Genomic DNA, 20,535 nt, shown 5'->3' on the forward strand with positions numbered 1-20,535 from the left:
GCTTCAAGGCGTGGCCCCAGGCCAAGGGAACCAAGCCCCTCTACCTGGTCGCCAACGGTGGGCTGTCGTTCACCGCGCCGGATGCGTCGGCAGCGAAGTACGACGAGTATGTCTCCGACCCCGCCAAGCCGGTGCCGTACGTGCCTCGCCCCGTGCGCTTCACCGATCGCACGTCCTGGACCACGTGGCTGGTGCAGGACCAGCGCTTCGTGGATGGCCGTCCGGACGTCCTCACCTACGTGACCGAGCCGCTCACGGTACCGCTGCGTGTGGCTGGCGCGCCGCAGGTGAACCTCTACGCCTCGACCAGCGGTACCGACAGTGACTGGGTCGTCAAGCTGATCGACGTCTATCCGCAGGCGAATACCACCTCGCCGGCCATGGGCGGCTATGAGCTATCTCTCTCGATGGACATCTTCCGCGGCCGCTATCGCGAGAGCTTCTCGGACCCGAAGGCGATCACGCCGAACACCCCGCTGGAATACACCTTCGGCTTGCCGACCGTGGACCACACCTTCCTGCCGGGTCACCGGGTGATGGTGCAGGTGCAGTCGTCATGGTTCCCGCTCTACGACCGCAACCCGCAGACCTACGTGCCGAACATCTTCTTTGCCAAGCCTTCCGACTACCAGAAGGCGACGCAGCAGGTCTGGCACGCACCGGGAACCGCCAGCGCTATCGAACTGCCGGTAGTGGAAGGCGGGAAGTAAATCAGGGGGCTTTCGGCTCCTGATACTCCCGCCCGTCGAAACGCAGCGTCCGCTCCTTCACCGAAGGTGCGGGCGCCGTGCAAGCCGGGCCCGCGTTTTCCTTGCCGGCGAACTCGAACGTCGTCTTCGTTCGCAGGACGATGTTCGCCATGCCATGGCTCTTACCCTGGTCGATGATCAGCTTTGTGTCCGTATCCGTCGAACGGGACGGGCATTCGGGATCTTCCGGCCGCACACTGGTGGCGAGCGTCGTCGGTCGCAGCACCCTGCGTAACTGGCCATCCGAATGAAGGTACAGGGCGATATCCTCGTCCGGTCCTTCGATGCGGTAATAGACCTTGTGCAGACGTACACCGAAGGCGCGTTTGCCAGGCGCCAACAGGTATCGCCCCGTATCCAGCGTGATCGTATCGACCGCCGGCTCGTCGCTGGGAACGGCGTCGTCGTCGCGGATTTGAGCCAGTACGTCGCCTGATTCGACGTCCAGAATGGCGAGGTCGAGGATCAGTGCGTGGTCGTTGCTTGTCGGCACTGAGGGCGCGTGCGCCAGGACGACGATCGTCTTTGCGTCGTCGCCGGGCAGCGAGGCGCAGTCGCCTTTCGCACCTCCCTCGGCGCCATAGCCAGCGATGCCAAGCTTCCGGGCGGTCGCCTCCCTCAACTCGACGCAGGCCGTGACAACGTCTTCTTCCCGCTTCGCCTCGGCATCGGCATCGTCCTTCGCCGCAGCGGGGCACAGCCCGAACACGCTTTGACCCGGGTACTTCCGGCAAGCGTCCCCGGCGGCGTATACGGCTTCCGTACGCTCGGCGCCGCCGACCTCGAAACGGCTGGCGAATGGCTTGAAGATCGCCATGAGCCGAGCTCTCTCCGCCCCCTTCGCAGCGATCAGGTCGTCGAGGCCCGCCTCGCTGAGATGCTCGCAGCTGCCCAACCCTCGCGACAGGGTGCCCAGCGAAAACGCCCGCCAGAACGCCTTTGGCAAGTACGTCGCTGGCTGACGCCTCAATGACGTGGCCTTGAAGGCACAGTCATAAGTTCGGCCCGCGGTGCTACCCAGCTCGCGCCATTCCTGTTCGTCCAATGGGGTATGAGGCCCCAACAACGGCTGCCACGGATCGATCCACGCCTCGTCGCGGATTTCCTGAGGGCGCATGGCCCTCAGGCGATCGAGCGCGTAGGTCGTATCCATGGCTTCGATGAGCGTGCGCTTTCGTTCGCCGGCCGGCCACGCTGTGGGGAGGCTCAGTACAACGGGTAGCTTCAGGGTGAGAAACGCCTGGCGTTCGATGGCCTCGTGGGCACGGTTGGCAAAGCCGGCATCGTCGAGCGCCGTTCCGGGTGGCGGAAGCGCGATCGGCTGGCCAGGGGAAAATGACGGCGCCATGCGTTGGAGCAAGGCGACACGCCGTTCGCTGCGGGGTGCCAGGGACTGGAATGCCTGGTAAAGCACCAGGCAATCGTCCGCCCTCTGTCCGTTGCATCCATCCATCGACAACTGGTCACCTATGCGCCGGACCAGGAGGCGGGAGGCGTCACTCAGCACCCGTTGGGGCGTGCGCCACATCTGGCCTCTCTCGGCGATGCATGCACGAAACCCGTCCGGGCCACTGACGTTGCCCCACTGCCAGCCGGTGCTATTGCGAAGCACATCAACGATTGGCGTGTCCTTCGCTGTCCACGCCAGGCGGGGAAAGCATTGGATGATGGCTTGCGTGGCGACGGCTTCCGGGCCCCATGTCGGATCGGGGTCGTACGTCATCTGTGTGGGAGATGGCCAAAGTCGGGCCCACAGGCGCGCGCTGTCCGAAGCGCGGGTGAAGGTAAGCAGACCCCAGGTCGCGGCTTGGTCGACGAGCATCGAGCGTGGGCCTTGCGGGATGGCCGAAAAGCCCGGCATGGTCAGGAGCGCCGTCAGCTTTTCCCGGGTCAGGGTCTTCCAGTGTGCCGGGAGGCGGATCGAGGGACCCCAGCGTGGATCAGCGGGAGGCGTGGCATCCGACGCCTTCCGAGCCTCGGTGGCTTCAGCGACGATCGCGTCGACCTCAGCGACAGATAGCGCCGCGGGATCGAGCGGCGTGTCCGCATCGATGCGGCGCCCCGTGTCGACGGCGCCGGCGTGCACAGGCGCGCCCGCAACCAATCCGGCCCCGCCGCTGGCGAAGAGCATGGCAGCACCTATGACGCGGAGTAGTTTGCGCATGACCCTGATCCCCCAAGGCGGCTCGCGATCCCTCGCCGCGGCGTGCGCATCCTACCGTGCCCCGGCGAAGCGTGGGTGGCCGTCACCGGCCCTGTCCATGGCGGAACGCGGGCGCCGCCTTGGCGTCGCCTGCACGCCGCCGGCGCGATCCTCGACCTCCCCGAGGTTCGAGGATCGCCCCATGGCCCGTCCCATCTGGACCGGTACCCTGTCGTTCGGCTTGCTCAACGTGCCGATCCGCCTGATGTCCGGCGAGCGCCGAAGCGACATCCATTTCCGCATGCTCGACCAGCGCAGCAACACGCCCGTGCGCTACGAACGGGTCAACGCCGATACCGGCGAAGAAGTGCCCTGGAAGGACATCGTCAAGGCCTTCGAGTACCAGAAGGGCAGTTATGTCGTCCTCGAAGAGGAAGACATCAAGAACGCCGCCAGCGATGTTCACGAGACCGTGGAGATCGATACCTTCGTCGATGCGGGCCAGATTGCTCCCGCCTACTTCGAGAAGCCGTACATCCTGCTTCCGGCGAAGAAGGCCGAAAAAGGTTACGTGCTGCTGCGCGAAACCTTGAAGAAGACCGGCAAGGTCGGCATCGCCCGCGTGGTCATCCGCACCAAGGAGTACCTGGCCGCCGTACTTCCGCAGGGTGATGCCCTGGTCCTCAACATCCTGCGCTACGAATCGGAGATCGTCGACGCGGACGACTTCGAGCTGCCGGGCAAGTCCACGGCTGACTATCGCATCTCCCCGCGTGAGATCGACATGGCGAAAGACCTTATCGCGTCGATGTCGAGCGACTGGAAACCTGGCGACTATCGCGACGATTTCCGCGAAAAGCTGCGCGCGGTCATCGAGAAGCGACTGAAGAGCAAGGGCGTGACCGCCACCATTGAAGAAGACGATCGCACGCCGGAGAACGCGACGACCAACGTCGTGGACTTCATGGCGCTGTTGAAGAAGAGCCTTGGCGCGAAGACGCGCACCCCGGCGAAAAAAACGATAGAAGCGACGAAGAAGGCCGCGAAGTCAGCGCCAGCAAAAAAGGCGACGGTCAAGAAAGCGGCAGCCAAGAAGGCGCCGGCCAAGAGCGCGGCAAGCAAGAAAGGCACTCCCGCGAAGACGGCGTCGCGCAAGGCGCCGGCCACGCGCCGCAAGGCGGGCTGACGCGATGGACCCGCTGATTGTCGACGGTGTCGCCATCACCCATCCCGACCGGGAAGTGTTCGGCGAGGGTGGTCCGACCAAGGGCGAAGTGGCGACCTATTACGAAGCGGTGGCTGCGCACATGCTGCCGGAGCTTCGTGGCCGGCCGCTATCGGTCGTGCGTTGTCCGCGGGGCACCAGCGGCGCCTGTTTCTTCCAGAAACACCATGCCGACGCGCTGGGCAAGCACGTCAAGGGCGTCGCGCTGAAGGAAAAGGATGGCGGCGACGCGGAATATCTCTATGTCGACGATGTGGAAGGGGTGCTCGAACTGGTCCAGATGAACACCCTCGAGTTCCATCCCTGGGGCGCCCGCGTCGACAACCCCGACCAGCCCGACCGGCTTATCTTCGACATCGATCCCTCGCAAGGCGTCGACTGGAAGACCATCGTGGCCTGCGCGCGCGCGATCCGTGAGCGACTCCTGGGCGAAGGACTCGAAAGCTTCGTTCGCACGTCGGGTGGCAAGGGCCTGCATGTCGTGGCGCCCTTTCGGCGAGGCCCGGCCTGGGAGAAGGTAAAGGCCTTCTGCGAAGGCATCGCCGATGCGATGGTCGCCGACAGTCCGCAGCGTTACATCGCCGAAGCGAGCAAGGCAAAACGTGAGGGTCTTATCTTCATCGACTGGCTGCGCAATACGCGCGGGGCGACAAGTGTCACGGGATGGTCGCTGCGCGCTCGCGCCGGTGCGCCGGTGGCGATGCCAGTGCGCTGGGACGAAATCGCCCGGCTGAAGACGGGCGGGGCGTTCGACCTCGCCAAGGCACTGAAGCGGGCGAAGGCGTTGGAAGCGGATCCCTGGGACGGGATCGCTTCGTTGAAGCAGGCGTTGCCGTAAGGACGAAACATCGGTGCGGCAGCCAACAGCCCGCACCGATGTCTTGCTTCGTTATTTCGACGGCATACGGCGGAGCGAGGCCATCACTTCATAGCAAGCGCCCATCGTGTGATAGTCGGTCTTGCCGGCGGGGCTCTTCTCGTCGTCGTACTTCTCGTTCTTGCGATTGAGGATGCGATACCACGCACCGTACGTGTGGTCGACGAAATGTTCCCAGCTGTAGGCCCAGATCTTTTCGTACGCTTCGTCGTACTTCGCTTCACCCGTAGTCTCGAACAGCAACTGCGCGGCACCGAGCGATTCGGCCTGCACCCAGAAGTACTTGTCGTCGTCGCACACGTCGCCTTCGGGAGAGAAGCCGTAGGCGATGCCGCCGTATTCCTTGTCCCAAGCCTTGTCGAGCGCCTCGTCGAACAGGTGCTTCGCGGTCGATACCAGCCAGTCCTTATGCTTCGGCGTGCCCTTGGTGTAGCGCTCGAGCATCATCAGCAGCTTCGCCCATTCGGTCTGGTGACCGGGCTGGAAACCCCACGGACGGAACAGGTGCTTGGGATTGTCGAGGTTGTATTCCCAGTCGATCGTCCAGTCCTGGTGGTAGTGCTCCCACACCAGCTTCTGCGGGGTCAGGCCGGCCTGACGCTGGGTCATGTTCTCGGCGAGCAACAGCGCGCGGTCGAGGTAGCGATCGTCCTTCGTGGCTTCCCACGCGGCGATCATCGCCTCGGTCATGTGCATGTTCGCGTTCTGGCCGCGGTAACCGGTGAAGTTCCAGTCCTTGTCAGCCTCGTCGCGGTACAGGCCGTAGGTCGGCTCCCAGTAACGCTTCTCGAGCAGGTCCCAGATCTCGCCCTGCCAGGCCTTTGCTTCATCGAAGCCTACTTTCACGCCGCACGAATAAGCCAGCAACATGAACGCCAGACCGTAGCAGTGGTTCATCTGGTCGTCGCGCTTGCCGTCGGCGATCGTCCAGGCGTAACCGCCGGTCTCGGGATTCAGGTGCACTTCGCGCAGGTACTTCAGACCATGCATGGCAAGGTCTTTGTCTTCCGGCTTCTTGAATTCAAGGTGAGCCATGGCGTGGTTGAACACGAAGCGCGTGCTCGACACGAGGTGGCGGTGGCTGCGGTCGTAGACCGAACCGTCGTCCTTGAAGTACTGGAAGAATCCGCCGGCGGTGTCGACCTCGTTCGGCTTGTAGAAAGCCATGGTCTTGGCGACGTGGTCGCGCAGTACATCCACGTTATGGAAATCGGGGAGGGGGTAGTTCGTCATGCGTGCTTCTCCATGAAGGCCCTGACTTCGGCCTGGTCGGGAATGGCAGTAAACGAGCCCTTGCGGGTGGCGGTGATTGCACCACAGGCTGCGGCGAATCGAATCAGCTCGTCGAGGCGGGACGTGTCGGCAACCAGTGCGTCGAAGGTCGCGGGCGTGACGTTTTCCGCGGCCAGTCGGGCGAGCAGGCCACCCACGAAAGCATCACCGGCGGCGGTGGTGTCCACCGCTTCGACGGCGTAGCCCTGCACCGTGCCACGTGCGGAACGGGAGAACCAGCGCATCGGTTCGGCACCGTCGGTGACCAGCAACAGGCCGGCCTTGCCGCGCCAGAGACGCTCGAGCACGGCGTCGTCGGAACCCGCACCCGCATGGATGAAGGCGAACTCTTCCGCGCTGAGCTTGATCACGTCGGCTTCGGACAGCGCTTCCCACAKGCGTGGCAGCGGTGCTTCGCTGGCCGGCCACAGGGCCGGGCGCAGATTCATGTCGAAGCTGACCAGTGCACCGGCGGCACGCGCACGGCGCATGCCTTCGACCGTCGTCGCGGCGATCGCCGCTTCGGTGAGCGAATTGGAGCAGACGTGGAAGATCGACAGATCCTCGAACGCTTCCTTACGGAAATGCTCGGGACGGAACAGCAGGTCCGCGGCGGGCGGACGATAGAAACTGAAGCTGCGATCGCCCTTGTCGTCATGGGCGACGAACGCCAGGGCGGTGCGTGCCTCATCGGTACGCGCAATGTCGTCCGTACCGACGCCAAGGTCGGTAAGGCTCTTGAGCAGGAAATCACCGAACATGTCGCGTGCGAGCATGCCGGCAAAGCGGGCGTGGGCGCCGAGGCGTGCCGCGGCGACCGCGACATTGGCCGGCGCGCCGCCGGCAAAGGGAACGAAAGCGGGAGGCTGACCGGCGCCGCCCTGGGGCTGTGCGTGGAAATCGATCAGCGCCTCGCCGAAGCAGAGGATGGAAGACATGCTGCGGCCTGTCCTTGGGGCAAGAAAGTACTACACGACGGCCGGCGCGAGGCCGGCCGTCGCCATGGGGCTTAACGCGCGACAGGCACCGAACGGACCTTGGAACCACTGAGGCCGTAGAACACGATGTAGGCGTAGCAGATGAGCGGGACGAAGAACGCGTGCTGGAGGCCGATGTGATCGGCAATGGCGCCCTGGATGATCGGGATAAGCGCGCCACCCACGATGGCCATGATGAGCAGGCTTGACGCCTTGCCGGTCAGCGGACCCATACCCTCGATACCCAGCGAGAAGATCGTCGGGAACATGATGGAGTTGAACAGGCCGATGACCACGATGCTGTACACCGCGACCATACCGGTGGTCGACATGGTGGTAATGACGAGCAGGCCGTTGATGATGGCAAAGATCGCCAGCAACATGCGCGGCGAGAACCTGGCCAGCAGGGCTGAGCCGATGAACCGGCCGACCATGGCGCCACCCCAGTAGAACGCCACGTGCGACGCGGCGGCTTCACCGGTCATGTTGCCGATCTCCGGCAACTGCAGGTAGTTGATCATGAAGCTGCCGATCGACACTTCGCCACCGACGTAGAAGAAGATGCCGAGCACGCCGAAGAACACGTGCGGCGTCTTCAGGGCGTCCATCAGCGTGTGATGTCCTTCGTCGGCCTGCTCGGTGGTTTCCTCGAGCTTGGGCAGGTTGAAGAGGTAAACCAGGATCGCGATGACGACCAGTACCACGGCCAGGCCGATGTATGGCACCTGCACGGCACTGGCTTCGGTGGCGCGGTAGCTGATCTGCTCGGCGGTGCTGAGCTTGGCGATGTCGTCGGCGCTCTTGACCTGGTTGGACAGGATCAGGACCGCACCGAAGAACGGGGCCAGGAAGGTGCCGAACGAATTGAGCGCCTGGGCCAGGGTGAGGCGGCTGGAGCTGGTCCTCTCGGGACCGAGCAGGGCGACGTACGGGTTCGCCGCGACCTGCAGCACCGTGATGCCGGTGGCCAGGATGAACAGCGCGCCGAGGAAGAGGATGTAGACGCGCATGCCGGCGGCAGGCCAGAACAGCGCCGCACCGATACCGGCGATGATCAGGCCGGCGACGATGCCCTTCTTGTAGCCGAGACGGGCAACCAGCCGACCGGCCGGGACGCCCATGATGAAGTACGCGCCGAAGAAGGTGAACTGGATCAGCATCGCCTTGAAGTAGTTCAGCTCGAACACGGCTTTCAGGTGCGGGATCAGGATGTCATTCAGGCAGGTCAGGAACCCCCACATGAAGAAGATCGTGGTCATCACGCCAAGCGCGAGCGGGAAATAGGTGTAACGGGTGTCGCCGGCGCCCGTCGAATTCGACGAGTTGGGCAATGGCGTGGAAGCGGTAGCCATGGGGCGCTCCAGTGGTGGTTTCAGGGGGAAGACGGCGGGCAGCTGCTTTCGCGAACGACCAGCCGGACGGGCGCGATAGTGGAAGCCGTGTCCGTCTCAGGATTACGAAGTCTTTCCAGGATGAGTTCGGCACTGCGCCGGCCCAGGCCGCGCGGATCGACCGCAACGGTGGTCAGGGGCGGCACGCATACCGAGGCCTCGGCGACATCATCGAAGCCGGTCAGGGCGAAATCTTCGCCCGGGCGACGGCCGCGCTTGGTCAGGCCAAGCATAAGGCCCAGCGCGACGGCGTCGTTGTAGCAAACCGCCGCCGTGGGTGCGGGATCGCGCGCGAACAGCGCGCCGGTCTGGCGTGCGGCTTCGAGGCGGGTCGGTGCGCTTTCGATCATCCATGCGGGATCCACCTTCAGGCCCGCCGCGCTCATGGCGCTGGCGTAGCCGCGCCGACGCTGCTCCACCGAACTCGACTCGCGGTGGCCGCCGAAGAAGGCGATGCGCTGGTGACCGAGCGCGATAAGGTGTTCGGTGGCCAGGCGGGCGCCGTGCTCGTTGTCCATCTCGAGCGTGTCCCAGCGATGGGTGCCCTCGTCGTCGGGCAGTTCGCGGTTGAATACAAGCAGGGGCGTGTGCATGCCGACGGCCGCCAGGACGCGTTCACCCTCGCTGCCTTCGGCTGGCGAAAGGATGATGCCCGCCGGGCCGTGCTCGACCAGGGAGTTGAGCACCGCCTGCTGTCGCTCCGGCGATTCGCCGGTATTGCCCAGCAGGGTAACGTAGCCCGCGCTGGCCAGGGCCTCGTCGGCCCCGGCGGCGAATTCGGCGAAGAAGGGGTTGCCCAGGTCGTTGACGACCAGGCCGATGCTCGAGGAGGTACGTCGGCGCAGGTTGGCCGCGGCACGGTTGTACACATAGCCCTGGCGCTTCAGCTCGGCCTCGACCCTTCCCCGGGTCACCGAGTTGACCAGCGGGCTACCGCGCAACACGAGCGATACGGTCGCCCGCGAGACATCGCAACCCAGGGCGATATCGGCGAGCGTGACCTTGCGGCGTTGCGGGGTGATCCTCGGCATCTCAGCTCCTTCAAACGATCTAAACCGGGCGATCATCGCTCGCCGACGAAAGGGATGCATCACGCACTGCAACATGCGAGGCTGCGGCATCTTTGCTACTTTCGGTCTGTTTGTCACGATCCAAATGTTCGTGACCACTCGAAACGCGTCCACCCGAGGGGAACCACCGATGTCGAGAACCATCCGTTTGCGCCATGGCCTGCTGGCCGCCGCCCTGTGCCTTGCCCTGCCTGCGCTTGCCGCCGCGGCCCCCAGCGACAAGGGCGGCTCGTCCGCTTATGCCGCCGTCGATCCGATGATCGGCACGGGTGGGGATGGCCACACCTTCCCGGGCGCCACCGTGCCGTTCGGCATGATCCAGCTGTCGCCGGATACCGCGATGCCGGACGTCAAGCACGCGTACAAGTGGGCCGCCGGGTATCAGTACGGCGACTCGAGCATTCTCGGTTTTTCCCATACGCACTTCTCCGGCAGCGGCCATTCCGACCTGGGCGACGTACTCGTCATGCCCATCGCCGGCGACGTGAAGCTGGACCCTGGCTCCCCCGACCAGCCCGGTAGCGGCTATCGCTCGCGGTTCGACCACAAGAGCGAGAAAGCGGAAGCAGGGTACTACGCCGTCACGCTGGCCGACTACGATGTCCGCGCCGAGCTCACCGCCGGCCAGCGCGTGGGCTGGCACCGCTATACCTTCCCCAAGGGCAAGCCGGCGCACCTGCTGCTCGACCTGCGTCCGAGCATCTACGACTACGAAGGCAAGGTGCTCTGGTCGAGCCTGCGCGTACGCGCTGACGGCACGGTGACCGGCGGCCGTACCACGCGCGGCTGGGCGCCGGGTCGCCAGCTGTATTTCGCCATGCGCTTCAACCAGCCGATGGCCTCGCGCAGCCTGAAGAACCGCGAGACCGGTGTGCCGTACAAAGGCTTCAGCGGTCCGGGTAATCGCGCCGAGGACGTCGACGCGATGAGCGGTCGCGCGATCGAGGGCGTGTTCGACTTCGGCGACCTGTCGAAGCCGCTCATCGTCAAGGTGGCCGTTTCCTCGGTGAGCGAGGACAACGCCGTCGCCAACCTCGACAAGGACGGTGAAGGCTTCGACTTCGACGCCCGCCGTGCCGAAGCCCGGCAGAGCTGGGAGAAGGCCTTGTCCACCGTCGATCTGGTAGCGCCGGCGGACACGCGCAAGAATTTCTACACCTCGCTTTACCACGCGATGATCTCGCCCAGCCTGTCCATGGACGTCAATGGCGAATACCGTGGGCCGGACAACCAGGTGCACACCGCCAAGGGCTTCGATTTCTATTCCACGTGGTCCCTGTGGGATGTCTACCGCGCCCAGCAGCCGCTGGTCACCTTGTTGCGCCCGGACATGAGCACCCAGTTCGTCAGCTCGCTGATCGCGGCGCGCGAGGCGAGTCCCTTCGGGATCCTTCCGATCTGGGCCTATCAGGGCATGGAGACGTGGTGCATGGTCGGCTACCACGCGGTGCCGGTGATCGCCGATGCCTATATGAAGGGGATTCGCGGCTACGACCCGAACAAGGCGCTCGAGGCCATGGTGGCCAGTGCGACCTACGGTCCGTACGGCGGCCTCGACGACTACATGAAGCTCGGTTACGTGCCCATCGACCACCAGCCGGAAGCGGCCTCCAAGACCGTCGAATACGCCTTCGACGACTGGTCGCTGGCGCAGATGGCCAAGGCCATGGGCAAGGACGATGTCGCCGCCACGTTCACCAAGCGGGCGGGCAACTGGAAGAACAGCTTCGACACCAAGACCGGCTTCCTCCGCGCCCGCAAGAGCGATGGTGGCTACCGTGAGCCGTTCGATCCTTCATCGGCCGCGTACGGCAGCGACTACACCGAAGGCAACGCGTGGCAGTACTCGTGGTATGTGCCCCAGGACGTCGCCGGTCTGATCGCGGCGCTCGGTGGCAAGGAGGCCTTCGTCACGAAGCTGGACTCCGTGTTCGATGCCAAGGTCGACCCGAAATCCTTCGCCCACGTCGAGGACATCACCGGCCTGATCGGCTGGTACGCCCATGGCAACGAGCCGAGCCACCAGGTGGCCTACCTGTACGACTACGCCGGCCAGCCCTGGAAGACCCAGGAGCGCCTGGTCCAGATCATGAAGACCCAGTACGCACCCACCCCCACGGGCCTCGTAGGCAATGACGACCTGGGCCAGATGTCGGCCTGGTACATCTTTACCGCGCTGGGCTTTTATCCGGTGGCGCCGGGTAGCAACCAGTACGTGATCGGCCGCCCCTTCATCGAGAAGGCCACGCTCAACCTGCCGGGCGGCAAGCACTTCATCGTCTCGGCCGATCATCTCGATGCAAAGCATCCGTACGTCGGCAAGGTGACGCTCAACGGGCAGCCGCTGGATCGCACCTTTGTTCGTCATGAGGAAATCGTCGCCGGCGGCGAACTGCACTTCACCATGCAGGCCACTCCGGCGAAGGATTGGGGTCAGACACCGGCATCGCTGCCGTACTCGATGACGCCTTCCGCACCGTAACGACCGTCACAGGGCCTTCACGGGTCCTTGGGCATTAAGCACGACTCCATCTGGACGGGTGCGCCTTTCCCTATCCGTATTCGCTGCCCCCCGGGGTGGCGCACGGGGCGGAACGGCGCACCCGTTATCGTGTCCGAGGTCGTGTCATGGCGAATCACCGAAGCGAGGCGCCCGGCGTCTACAATGAGGGCCCTTCAAGGGCAGGAATCGTCTCGGGATGACGACAGCATGATCTTCCGTACCGGATGGCGTTGGCGGCTCGCAGGCCTGCTCGTGGCTGTGCTCGTCATCGTAGCCTTGCCCTATGCGGTGACTCGCTCGAGTTCCGAGGATGCCCTGAACTCCCGCGACTGGGTCACCCACACGGCGGACATCAAGGCCACCGTGTACCGGTTCGACGCCATCCTGCGCAGCAGCGAGGCGGCGATATACACGCGCGTGGCGGGTGCGCCTGACAAGCCGGATCTCACCGTCCGCATCGAGGCCCCCCGCAAGCTGCTTCCCGGCCTCGTCGCCAACCTCCGGGAGATGATGCGCGACAACGCGCAGCAGCTCACTCGCCTGGGCGGGCTGGAGTCGATCGCCAACGGCCGTATCGGCATGTTCGATAAGGCCATTCAGCAGCTGCAGGCAGGCGACCGCACGGGCGCGTTCGCCACGATGGAGGATTCCCGCCGCCTGTTTCCCTTCCGCGACCAGGTCAGGGAAATCCTCGACGAAGAGTCGAAGCTGCTCGACATACGTCGTCAGGCCGCCCAGGACCTCGCGTCGAACAATCGCATCGTACTTTTTGTCGCCGCGCTGGCGCAGATCGCCCTGCTCGGCATCGTGGTGTTCGTTTCCGAACGGCAGATTGCCATTCGCCTTGCCGCGGAATCGCGCGTGGCCCAGGCCGTGCAGCGCTCCCAGCTCATCGTGCAGGCCGTGCGCGAACCGATCGCCATGCTCGACGGCAACCTGCGGACGCTGCTGGTCAACGCCGCGTTCGCCGAGGTCTACGGTTATGACGCCGAGAAAGACCATAACTCCCCGCTGGAAGCCATCGGCCAGGGTGCCTGGAAGGACACCGCCCTGTTGCAGCGCCTGTCCGACGTGCTCTCGCGCGATCGCGAACTCTGGGACTACGAGCTAACCCAACGTACCGTCGACGGCATCGACCGCTTCGTGGTGATCAATGCCCGCCGCATCGAGCAGCCCGAAAGCACCGCGCCTGCGCTATTGCTTACAGTCAGCGACATCACCGCGCGCGCGCTGGTCGAGCAGAAAGTCAGCGAGCTCAATCGCCAGCTCGAGGGCAAGGTGGAGCAGATATCGGACGTCAATCGCGAACTCGAAGCCTTCAGCTATTCGGTGTCGCACGACCTGCGCGCGCCACTGCGCCACATCTCCGGCTTCGCCGGCAAGCTGGAGACCCAGCTCGGCGACAAGGCTGACGAGCGCGCGCGTCACTATATCGACGTGATCAGCAGCTCCTCGCGGCGCATGGCCCAGCTGATCGACGACCTTCTGGTGTTCTCGCGCCTGGGGCGCGGCGCGTTGCGCCTGCAGCCGGTGGATATGCAGTCGCTGGTCGAAGAAGCACGCGCGCTGGTCGAGACCGAGGCGCGCGACCGCCGCATCGACTGGAAGGTCACGCCGCTGCCGATCGTCATCGGCGACGAAAACATGCTGCGTACCGTCTGGCAGAACCTGCTGGGCAATGCGGTGAAGTACACCGGTAACCGCGAGCGTGCGCAGATCGAGGTGACACTCGACCGCACCCCGGCCGGCGACTACGAATTCGCCGTGCGCGACAATGGGGCCGGATTCGACATGCAGTACGCCGGCAAACTGTTCGGCGTGTTCCAGCGCCTCCATCGGGCTTCCGAATTTGCCGGTAACGGTATAGGCCTTGCCAACGTACGGCGCATCATTGCGCGCCATGGCGGCCGTACCTGGGCCGAGGGCGAGCCCGATAACGGCGCTACCTTCCACTTTTCCTTGCCGGCCTCGGATGTTCCGGGGTCCAGAATGGGTGACACATGAACAACCGCGACCTGCGCACCATCCTCCTCGTCGAAGACTCGATGGCCGATGCCGAGATGGCCATCGACGCGCTTCGCGAGGCCAAGCTCGCCAATCCCGTGGTTCATGTCGAGGACGGTGTGGACTGCCTCGACTGGCTGCACCGCCGTGGCCAGTACGCCGATCGTCCCGAAGGCGATCCCTCGGTGATCCTGCTCGACATCAAGATGCCGCGCATGGACGGCCTGGAAGTGCTCAACCAGCTGCGCGCGGAAGAGAAGTGGAAGCGCCTGCCGGTGGTCATCCTTTCGTCCTCACGGGAAGAGAGCGACCTGGCCCGGAGCTGGGACCTCGGTGTGAATGCCTATGTGCTAAAGCCCGTGGACGTGCAACAGTTCTTCACCGCCGTACAGACGCTCGGCCATTTCTGGGCCGTGCTCAACCAGCGCCCGGACGGCGAGTAATCGACTAACAGAGGGCGCACGGGCATAACCATGGGCGGGTACGACAAGAAAATCAGGATCCTTCAGGTCGAGGACAATGCCCTCGACGCCGAGCTCGTATTGACCGAACTCGACCAGGACGGACTCGAGTACGAGGTGATGCTGGTCGATGACGAGCCGGCGTTCACCGCGGCGCTGGACAGCTTCGAGCCGACCATTGTGTTGTCCGACCTGAGCATGCCTTCGTTCAGTGGTGAGCGTGCGTTGCAGATACTTCGAGAGCGCAGCGCCGAGATACCCTTCATCTTCATCTCGGCGACGCTGGGTGAAGAAGCGGCCATCGTCGCCCTGCGCAACGGTGCCACCGACTACATCCTCAAGCAGAACACGGCACGCCTGGCCTCCGCCGTGCGCCGTGCCTTGCGTGAAGCGGAAGAGCAGCGGGCGCGTGCCCGTGCGGAACTCGAGCTGATCCGTGCGCAGCGCTTCGAGAGCCTGGCGCTCCTCGCCGGCGGCCTTAGCCACGATCTGCGCAACCTGCTTCAGCCCTTGCTGCTTGCCGGCGACACACTGGAAGACTACGCGGACGATCCGCGGCTGGCGCGCCTGGGTGCACTGGTGCGTGACTGCGGCCGTCGCGGCCTGGAGATGGTGTCCTCGATGCTGTCGTTCGCGCGTGGCGCGCGTCGTGCCGAGCAGGTGCGCCTTGGTGCCTTGCTCGAAGCGCTGAAGTTGCTGATGCAGGGCWGCGTGCCGCGTTCGATTGAAATGAACGTCGATATCTTCGACGCCGATGTCGCCTTCGAAGGCAATCACACCGAGCTGCAGCAGTGCCTGCTCAACCTTTGCCTCAATGCCATCCAGGCCATGCCCGACGGCGGCCACCTGAAGGTGGAGACGGCGCAGGCGAACCTGCCCGAGGACTTTTTCGTTGAAGGCGAGCAGCCCGCGCCGGGACGTTATCTCCGTCTGTCGGTGATCGACACCGGCGCCGGTATGACGCCAGAAGTGCTGCAGCGGCTTTTCGAACCCTTCTTCACAACGAAGGAGTTGGGTACCGGTCTGGGGCTACTCTCGTGCAAGCGCATCGTCGCCAGTCACGGCGGCCTGATGCGCGTCCGCAGCAAGCTCGGCGAAGGCACGCAGTTCCATCTCTACCTGCCGCTCAATCCGGAAGACGGCGCCGACACCGAGCCGTTGGTGATGGAGTCGAGCCTGCAGGGCGAAGCCGAGCGCGTGCTCGTCGTCGTCGAAGAGGCCGTGCAGCTCTCGCTGCTGGCCGACACGCTGGACGCTTACGGCTACCAGGCAGGTGCCAGCCAGAGCGGTACGGCGGCTCTGCAGTGGATCGAAGCCCACGGCGTCCCCGACCTCGTGGTCATGGACGCCGACATGAATCTGTTTACCGGCGTGCGTACGCTCGCCGCGCTGCTGGATCACGGTTACACCGGCGCGGTGCTGCTTCTCGCCCGTCCGGACAAGCCGCTGAATCTCGACGAGCTGCCGCAGCTGGATCATCTGTACGTGCTGGAGAAGCCGATCCAGTCGCGGGCGTTGTTGCGGAAGGTGCGCGAGGCGCTCGAGGCGAGTGAGGGGAACGTTGTCTGAAGACCATTCTGCTCGCCGGCCTTGCATGGGCTAGTGCATCCGCCTTCGCCGCTGACGCCCCGGTGTCGTCGCCAGCGCCTGTCGAAGCGCGTGTACCGTTCGCGCCAACGCCTTTTGCCGGCAGCGATGGCGCCAAGCATCTCGCTTACGAATTGCAGGTCACCAACGTCTATGGCGACACCGGGACCCTGCGGCCGCGGTCGCTCGATGTTCTCGATGAGCAGGATCGCGTGATCCTGCATCTGGACGAAGCCGGCGTGGATGCCGCGATCCGGCCTGTACCGGATGAGGGCAAACCAGCCGGCATCATTGCAGGTAAGCGCGGCACGCTGTTCGTGTGGATCACCCTGCCAGCGGGGCAGCTACCGCACACCCTGCATCATGCCCTCGTCTTCACTGATGAGAAGGGGCGGACCAGCCACGTCGACGGCATACCCGTGGTCGTGTCGGATCGCACGCCACTCCGCCTGGGTGCGCCCTTGAAGGGTGGTCGCTGGCTCGCGCACGAAGGCCCGGGTAACGCGCATTCCCATCACTGGGGCAGTCTGGTCGCGGTGAACGGCACGCTGACGATTCCGCAGCGCTTCGCGATCGACTTCGTCGGCATCGACAAGCAAGGGCGCGCGTTCAAGCCGGTGAAGGATATCCACGCCACGACGTATGCCGACTGGTTCGGCTATGGGGCTCAGGTGCTCGCGGTCGGCAACGGTACTGTTGTCGCCATGCGCGACGGACAGGATGAGCACAAGCCGCTGGAAGCGCAGGCCGAACCCGACTCGTTGTCGCTCGATGGTCTGTTCGGCAACTACGTCGTCATCGACCTGGGTGGCGGCAACTTCGCCGGCTATGCGCACCTGAAGCGCGGAAGTGTTGCGGTGAAGGTTGGCCAGGGCGTGACGCGCGGACAGGTGATCGGCGCACTCGGGCAATCAGGTAATTCTGCGGCACCCCATCTTCATTTCCAGGTGGCCAATGCGGCGACCTTCGAAGGTTCCGAGGGTGTGCCTTATGTCTTCGACAAGGTCGACAGCTTCGGGCCGGAAAGCGAAGGGCAGGTGTTTGGGATGGGGGAGCGATGGAAGCCGGCAACGGTGCGGCATGGGGTCGATGTGTTGCCGCTGAATGACACGGTAGTGGCCTTCCCTTAGGTCGTCGACTTTTTCAGAATCCTTCCATATCGATTCGTGCGTTCTGCTCGTAACGTCAACTGAGACGTGTTTCCGGCGCCGCCGCGGAACACCCATCAAGACGTGGGGAACGCGATGTACTCGGACTACGAAAAAAAAGTAAACAATAGCCGTCGCCGCCTGCTGCGCAATACGCGAATCGCCTGTTTCGTCGGCGCCTCGCTATTGCACTTTGTGGCGTCGACGATGTTGCTGGCGTTTCAGACCTCGTGTGCCTATCCGAGGTGCGTCGACGGCATCGCCTTCGAGGTCTTCCGTGGGGTGATGCATGTACCGTTGTTCGTTACGCCGTGGCTCGGGCTTCCGTCGCCCGATCTCGACTACGTTCCGGATCCGATGCTGTCCGTTCTTCTTGTCGTGAACGCCGTCACAGCCGTCGCGCTTTACTGGGGCCTGGCGACCGTCGGACATCGCGTTTACCGCTACTGGAGGGCTCGCCAGTGGGAGAAGCTGGTAGCCGCTCAGCGCGCGCGGTGAGGGCGGTCGGCAGCCAGGACGCATGGCGCGCCCTGGCATACGAGGGGGATCAATCGATCCCGAGCTTCTTCAACTTATAGCGCAACGCCCGGAAGGTAATCCCGAGCTTCTTTGCCGTCGCGGTCTTGTTGTAACGCGACTCTTCCAGCGCCTTGATGATCGTGTCGCGCTCGATGTTGGAGATGTAGTCTTCCAGCGAGCCGTCAGTCGCAGCATCGCGAGGCGCCGGTGCGCCAGCGTTCGCGGGGGCCGCGTCTGGCACGCCCGGCAAGGCCGCCGCCGGGACCGCAGACGCGCTGCGTTGCGGCAGCATCAGGTCCTCGGCTTCGATCGTGTCGCCTTCGCACATGGCCATGGCGCGTTCGAGAATGTTCTCCAGTTCACGCACATTGCCGGGGAACTGATAGGCCTCGAGCGCGGCAAGTGCATCGGCGCGTAAGCGGCCCGGCGCGCCGCCGGATTCCGTAGCGAGCTGGCGCAGGATGAACTCGGCGAGCGCAGGCACRTCACCTCGGCGTTCGCGCAGCGGCGGTACGCGCAGCTCGATCACGTTGATGCGGTAGAAAAGATCCTGTCGGAACAGCCCTTCCTCGACCAACGCAGCGAGATTCTTATGCGTAGCGGAGAGAATCCGCACGTCGACGGGGATCTCGTCGCGTCCGCCGATCGGGCGGACAGCCTTTTCCTGGATCGCGCGCAGCAGCTTCACCTGCATGTGCAGCGGCAGCTCGGCCACTTCATCGAGGAACAGCGTGCCGCCCTGGGCAGCCTGGAACAGGCCTTCCTTGTCCGCATGGGCACCGGTGAAGCTACCCTTGCGGTGACCGAAGAATTCACTCTCCATGAGCTCGGAGGGAATCGCGCCGCAGTTCACGGGCACGAAAGCACCCGGCGCGCGCGGTCCCAGCTCGTGGATGAGGCGGGCGACCAGTTCCTTGCCGACGCCCGATTCGCCACCGATGTACACCGGGGCCTGGTTACGGGCGAGCTTGGCGATCTTCGAGCGCACTTCAGCCATGGCCGGCGAGTCGCCGATCAGGCGGTCTGCGCCCGGGATACCCTTATTGCCCGCTTCGGCCTTACGTTCTTCCGAGAGCTTGAGGGCGGTCCGAACCAGACGGCGCAGCAGGTGGATATCCACCGGCTTGGACACGAAGTCGAAGGCGCCCGCCTTCAGGGCGTTCACGGCTGCATCCACGTTGCCATAGGCAGTAATCATCGCCACCGGCATGTCCGGGTGGTTGGCCGCGATCAGCTCGATGATTTCCTGGCCGCTGCCGTCGGGCAGCCGCATGTCGGTGAAACACAGGTCGTAACGGCGATTGGCGAGTGCGCTCCGCGCTTCGTTGACGCTCCCCACAGCGTCGACGTCGAGTTCCATTCGACCGAGGGTGATGGTCAGCAACTCGCGGATGTCCCGCTCGTCGTCGATGACCAGAACGGTCTGCTTGCTCATTGGGTCCGAAGGCTTCGGTGAATGTTCCCAATGTAACCGCCTGAGCGGCGGGAGCAAAGGGCGCTGTTCACGCGCGGGCTGCCACGGGGGCTGCCGAGGTACTGCGTGCAGGTGGCGTGAGACTGATCCGGAAGCAACTGCCGCCGCCCGCCACGCGTACGTATTCGAGGGCTGCCTGGTTGGCTTCGGTCATCTGCCGGGCCAGGTAAAGGCCCAGTCCGGTGCCGTATTCGTGCGTCGTGAAGAACGGCTCGAAGATCTGTGCGGCCACCTTGGGCGGGATGCCCGGGCCGCGATCGATCACCTCGAGGATGGGAATCCCTACCTCGGAATGGCGTGCCACCAGCATCACGCGGGCCGGCTCGCCGGGCAGGCGACCATAGCGGAGGGCGTTCTGCACGAGGTTCCAGATCACCTGCTGGAGGTGTTGGGGGTCGGCCACCGCGGCCACCGGCTCGCTGCCGGACACGGCTCGCAGAATGTCCGAGCCCAGGTCGTTGCCCTGGCGGTACTCGGTGACGAAGTGGTGCACCCACTGGCTCAGGTCGAGGGTTTCCGGCCGCGAGCGCTCGCGGCGCGACAGCTGCAGGATGTTCTCGATGATCTCGTTGAGGCGCGAGCAGTGGTTGTTGATGATCTCGACCATGCGCAGGTCGGTATCGTTCATGTCGGTGGATTCGGCGAGCAATTGGGCCGAGTAGTGGATCGCCGCCAGCGGATTGCGGATCTCGTGGGCGATCGACGCCGACAAACGGCCCAGTGAGCTGAGGGTGAGCTCTTCGGCGCGACGCGAGACCAACGACGTGTCGTCAAGGAAGATCAGCACGTGCGAGTCGTCGTTCGGTGCCAGGCGCGAGAATCGCGGGATCACCTCGGGGGTGCCGTCGGCCAGCATGGTCGCGCTCTCGTCCAGCTTGCCCGAGGTGCGCCAGTGGTAAAGGCGCCGCGACAGCTCGGGAGCCAGGGTGCCCAGGTCGCGCTGGTCCGCCGAGGGATTGCCCATCAGCATCCAGGCCGACTCGTTGAGCTGGTGGATGCGGTTGCCCTCGTCGACCAGCAGTACACCGGTCTTCATACGGCGGATGATCAGCTCGTTGACCTGCGAGAGGTTGGCAAGATCGATACCGCGCTGCTCGGCCAGCGCCTCGGAGGCGCGGATGTTCCGGCCGAGCAC

16 protein-coding genes are annotated in these 20,535 nt (G+C 64.5%); 9 read left to right on the forward strand and 7 right to left on the reverse strand.

The window, feature by feature from the left end; genetic code table 11:
- Positions 1-710: CocE/NonD family hydrolase (locus AC1DSN_RS06585; protein WP_477330012.1), on the forward strand; the 710-nt coding region annotated here is incomplete at its 5' end.
- A 1-nt stretch (position 711) separates the two neighbouring features.
- Here AC1DSN_RS06585 and AC1DSN_RS06590 read toward each other — a convergent pair.
- Positions 712-2,913 (reverse strand): PA3715 family protein, encoded by a 2,202-nt coding sequence (locus tag AC1DSN_RS06590; protein WP_477330014.1) that lies wholly within the window; start codon positions 2,911-2,913, stop codon positions 712-714.
- A gap of 181 nt (positions 2,914-3,094) precedes the next feature.
- Between AC1DSN_RS06590 and ku the strand changes: the two genes are divergently transcribed.
- Both ku and ligD read left to right on the forward strand, forming a co-directional pair.
- Entirely contained in the window at positions 3,095-4,078 is a 984-nt protein-coding gene (ku, locus tag AC1DSN_RS06595) for a non-homologous end joining protein Ku (RefSeq protein WP_477297016.1), read from the forward strand.
- Positions 4,079-4,082: 4 nt separating this feature from the next.
- Positions 4,083-4,955, forward strand: a complete 873-nt coding sequence (gene ligD / locus AC1DSN_RS06600) for a non-homologous end-joining DNA ligase (protein WP_477297017.1) — start codon at positions 4,083-4,085, stop codon at positions 4,953-4,955.
- 51 nt (positions 4,956-5,006) lie between these two features.
- Here ligD and AC1DSN_RS06605 read toward each other — a convergent pair whose 3' ends face one another.
- The 4 genes from AC1DSN_RS06605 to AC1DSN_RS06620 all read right to left on the reverse strand — a co-directional run bounded on the left by AC1DSN_RS06605 (position 5,007) and on the right by AC1DSN_RS06620 (position 9,665).
- Complete coding sequence (locus AC1DSN_RS06605; protein WP_477330016.1) at positions 5,007-6,227, reverse strand: AGE family epimerase/isomerase; 1,221 nt, start codon at positions 6,225-6,227, stop codon at positions 5,007-5,009.
- Positions 6,224-7,204 carry a carbohydrate kinase family protein gene (locus tag AC1DSN_RS06610; protein WP_477330018.1) on the reverse strand — a complete coding sequence of 327 codons (981 nt, stop codon included), beginning with the start codon at positions 7,202-7,204 and terminating at the stop codon, positions 6,224-6,226. Before AC1DSN_RS06610 ends, AC1DSN_RS06605 begins: the two co-directional genes overlap by 4 nt.
- Positions 7,205-7,275: 71 nt before the next feature.
- Positions 7,276-8,502 carry an L-fucose:H+ symporter permease gene (gene fucP / locus AC1DSN_RS06615; RefSeq protein ID WP_477297003.1) on the reverse strand — a complete coding sequence of 409 codons (1,227 nt, stop codon included), beginning with the start codon at positions 8,500-8,502 and terminating at the stop codon, positions 7,276-7,278.
- Between the two features lie 113 nt (positions 8,503-8,615).
- On the reverse strand, positions 8,616-9,665 hold the full coding sequence (locus tag AC1DSN_RS06620; protein ID WP_063571036.1) for a LacI family DNA-binding transcriptional regulator: 1,050 nt from the start codon (positions 9,663-9,665) through the stop codon (positions 8,616-8,618).
- A 169-nt stretch (positions 9,666-9,834) separates the two neighbouring features.
- On the opposite strand from AC1DSN_RS06620, the gene AC1DSN_RS06625 reads away from it, so the two are divergent.
- The 6 genes from AC1DSN_RS06625 (at position 9,835) to AC1DSN_RS06650 (ending at position 17,905) form a co-directional block, all read left to right on the forward strand.
- Complete coding sequence (locus tag AC1DSN_RS06625; RefSeq protein WP_477330020.1) at positions 9,835-12,186, forward strand: GH92 family glycosyl hydrolase; 2,352 nt, start codon at positions 9,835-9,837, stop codon at positions 12,184-12,186.
- 228 nt (positions 12,187-12,414) lie between these two features.
- Positions 12,415-14,211 carry a sensor histidine kinase gene (locus tag AC1DSN_RS06630; protein WP_477330022.1) on the forward strand — a complete coding sequence of 599 codons (1,797 nt, stop codon included), beginning with the start codon at positions 12,415-12,417 and terminating at the stop codon, positions 14,209-14,211.
- Positions 14,208-14,654, forward strand: a complete 447-nt coding sequence (locus tag AC1DSN_RS06635) for a response regulator (protein WP_063571826.1) — start codon at positions 14,208-14,210, stop codon at positions 14,652-14,654. Before AC1DSN_RS06630 ends, AC1DSN_RS06635 begins: the two co-directional genes overlap by 4 nt.
- Before the next feature lie 30 nt (positions 14,655-14,684).
- The gene (locus AC1DSN_RS06640) at positions 14,685-16,241 is read left to right on the forward strand and encodes a response regulator (RefSeq protein WP_477330024.1); all 1,557 of its coding nucleotides are present in this window, start codon (positions 14,685-14,687) and stop codon (positions 16,239-16,241) included.
- Positions 16,242-16,303: 62 nt separating this feature from the next.
- Entirely contained in the window at positions 16,304-17,389 is a 1,086-nt protein-coding gene (locus AC1DSN_RS06645; protein ID WP_477330026.1) for a M23 family metallopeptidase, read from the forward strand.
- A 114-nt stretch (positions 17,390-17,503) separates the two neighbouring features.
- Positions 17,504-17,905 (forward strand): hypothetical protein, encoded by a 402-nt coding sequence (locus AC1DSN_RS06650; RefSeq protein WP_477298503.1) that lies wholly within the window; start codon positions 17,504-17,506, stop codon positions 17,903-17,905.
- A 49-nt stretch (positions 17,906-17,954) separates the two neighbouring features.
- Here AC1DSN_RS06650 and AC1DSN_RS06655 read toward each other — a convergent pair whose 3' ends face one another.
- Positions 17,955-19,361, reverse strand: coding sequence for a sigma-54-dependent transcriptional regulator (locus tag AC1DSN_RS06655; protein WP_477298504.1), 1,407 nt, complete (start codon positions 19,359-19,361; stop codon positions 17,955-17,957).
- 67 nt (positions 19,362-19,428) lie between these two features.
- Positions 19,429-20,535, reverse strand: a 1,107-nt coding sequence (locus tag AC1DSN_RS06660) for a sensor histidine kinase (RefSeq protein WP_477330028.1), incomplete at its 5' end; no start/stop codon positions are given.

It is taken from the genome of Luteibacter sp. P4_D7_3 (assembly GCF_056401735.1).

What these genes read in the sequence shown, in the direction of transcription:
- AC1DSN_RS06590 (WP_477330014.1), bottom strand. Translation starts at nt 2,913, where the DNA reads ATGCGCAAACTACTCCGCGTCATAGGTGCTGCCATGCTCTTCGCCAGC.
- ligD (WP_477297017.1), top strand. Translation starts at nt 4,083, where the DNA reads ATGGACCCGCTGATTGTCGACGGTGTCGCCATCACCCATCCCGACCGG.
- AC1DSN_RS06620 (WP_063571036.1), bottom strand. Translation starts at nt 9,665, where the DNA reads ATGCCGAGGATCACCCCGCAACGCCGCAAGGTCACGCTCGCCGATATC.
- fucP (WP_477297003.1), bottom strand. Translation starts at nt 8,502, where the DNA reads ATGACCACGATCTTCTTCATGTGGGGGTTCCTGACCTGCCTGAATGAC.
- AC1DSN_RS06625 (WP_477330020.1), top strand. Translation starts at nt 9,835, where the DNA reads ATGTCGAGAACCATCCGTTTGCGCCATGGCCTGCTGGCCGCCGCCCTG.
- ku (WP_477297016.1), top strand. Translation starts at nt 3,095, where the DNA reads ATGGCCCGTCCCATCTGGACCGGTACCCTGTCGTTCGGCTTGCTCAAC.
- AC1DSN_RS06630 (WP_477330022.1), top strand. Translation starts at nt 12,415, where the DNA reads ATGATCTTCCGTACCGGATGGCGTTGGCGGCTCGCAGGCCTGCTCGTG.
- AC1DSN_RS06650 (WP_477298503.1), top strand. Translation starts at nt 17,504, where the DNA reads ATGTACTCGGACTACGAAAAAAAAGTAAACAATAGCCGTCGCCGCCTG.
- AC1DSN_RS06605 (WP_477330016.1), bottom strand. Translation starts at nt 6,227, where the DNA reads ATGACGAACTACCCCCTCCCCGATTTCCATAACGTGGATGTACTGCGC.
- AC1DSN_RS06635 (WP_063571826.1), top strand. Translation starts at nt 14,208, where the DNA reads ATGAACAACCGCGACCTGCGCACCATCCTCCTCGTCGAAGACTCGATG.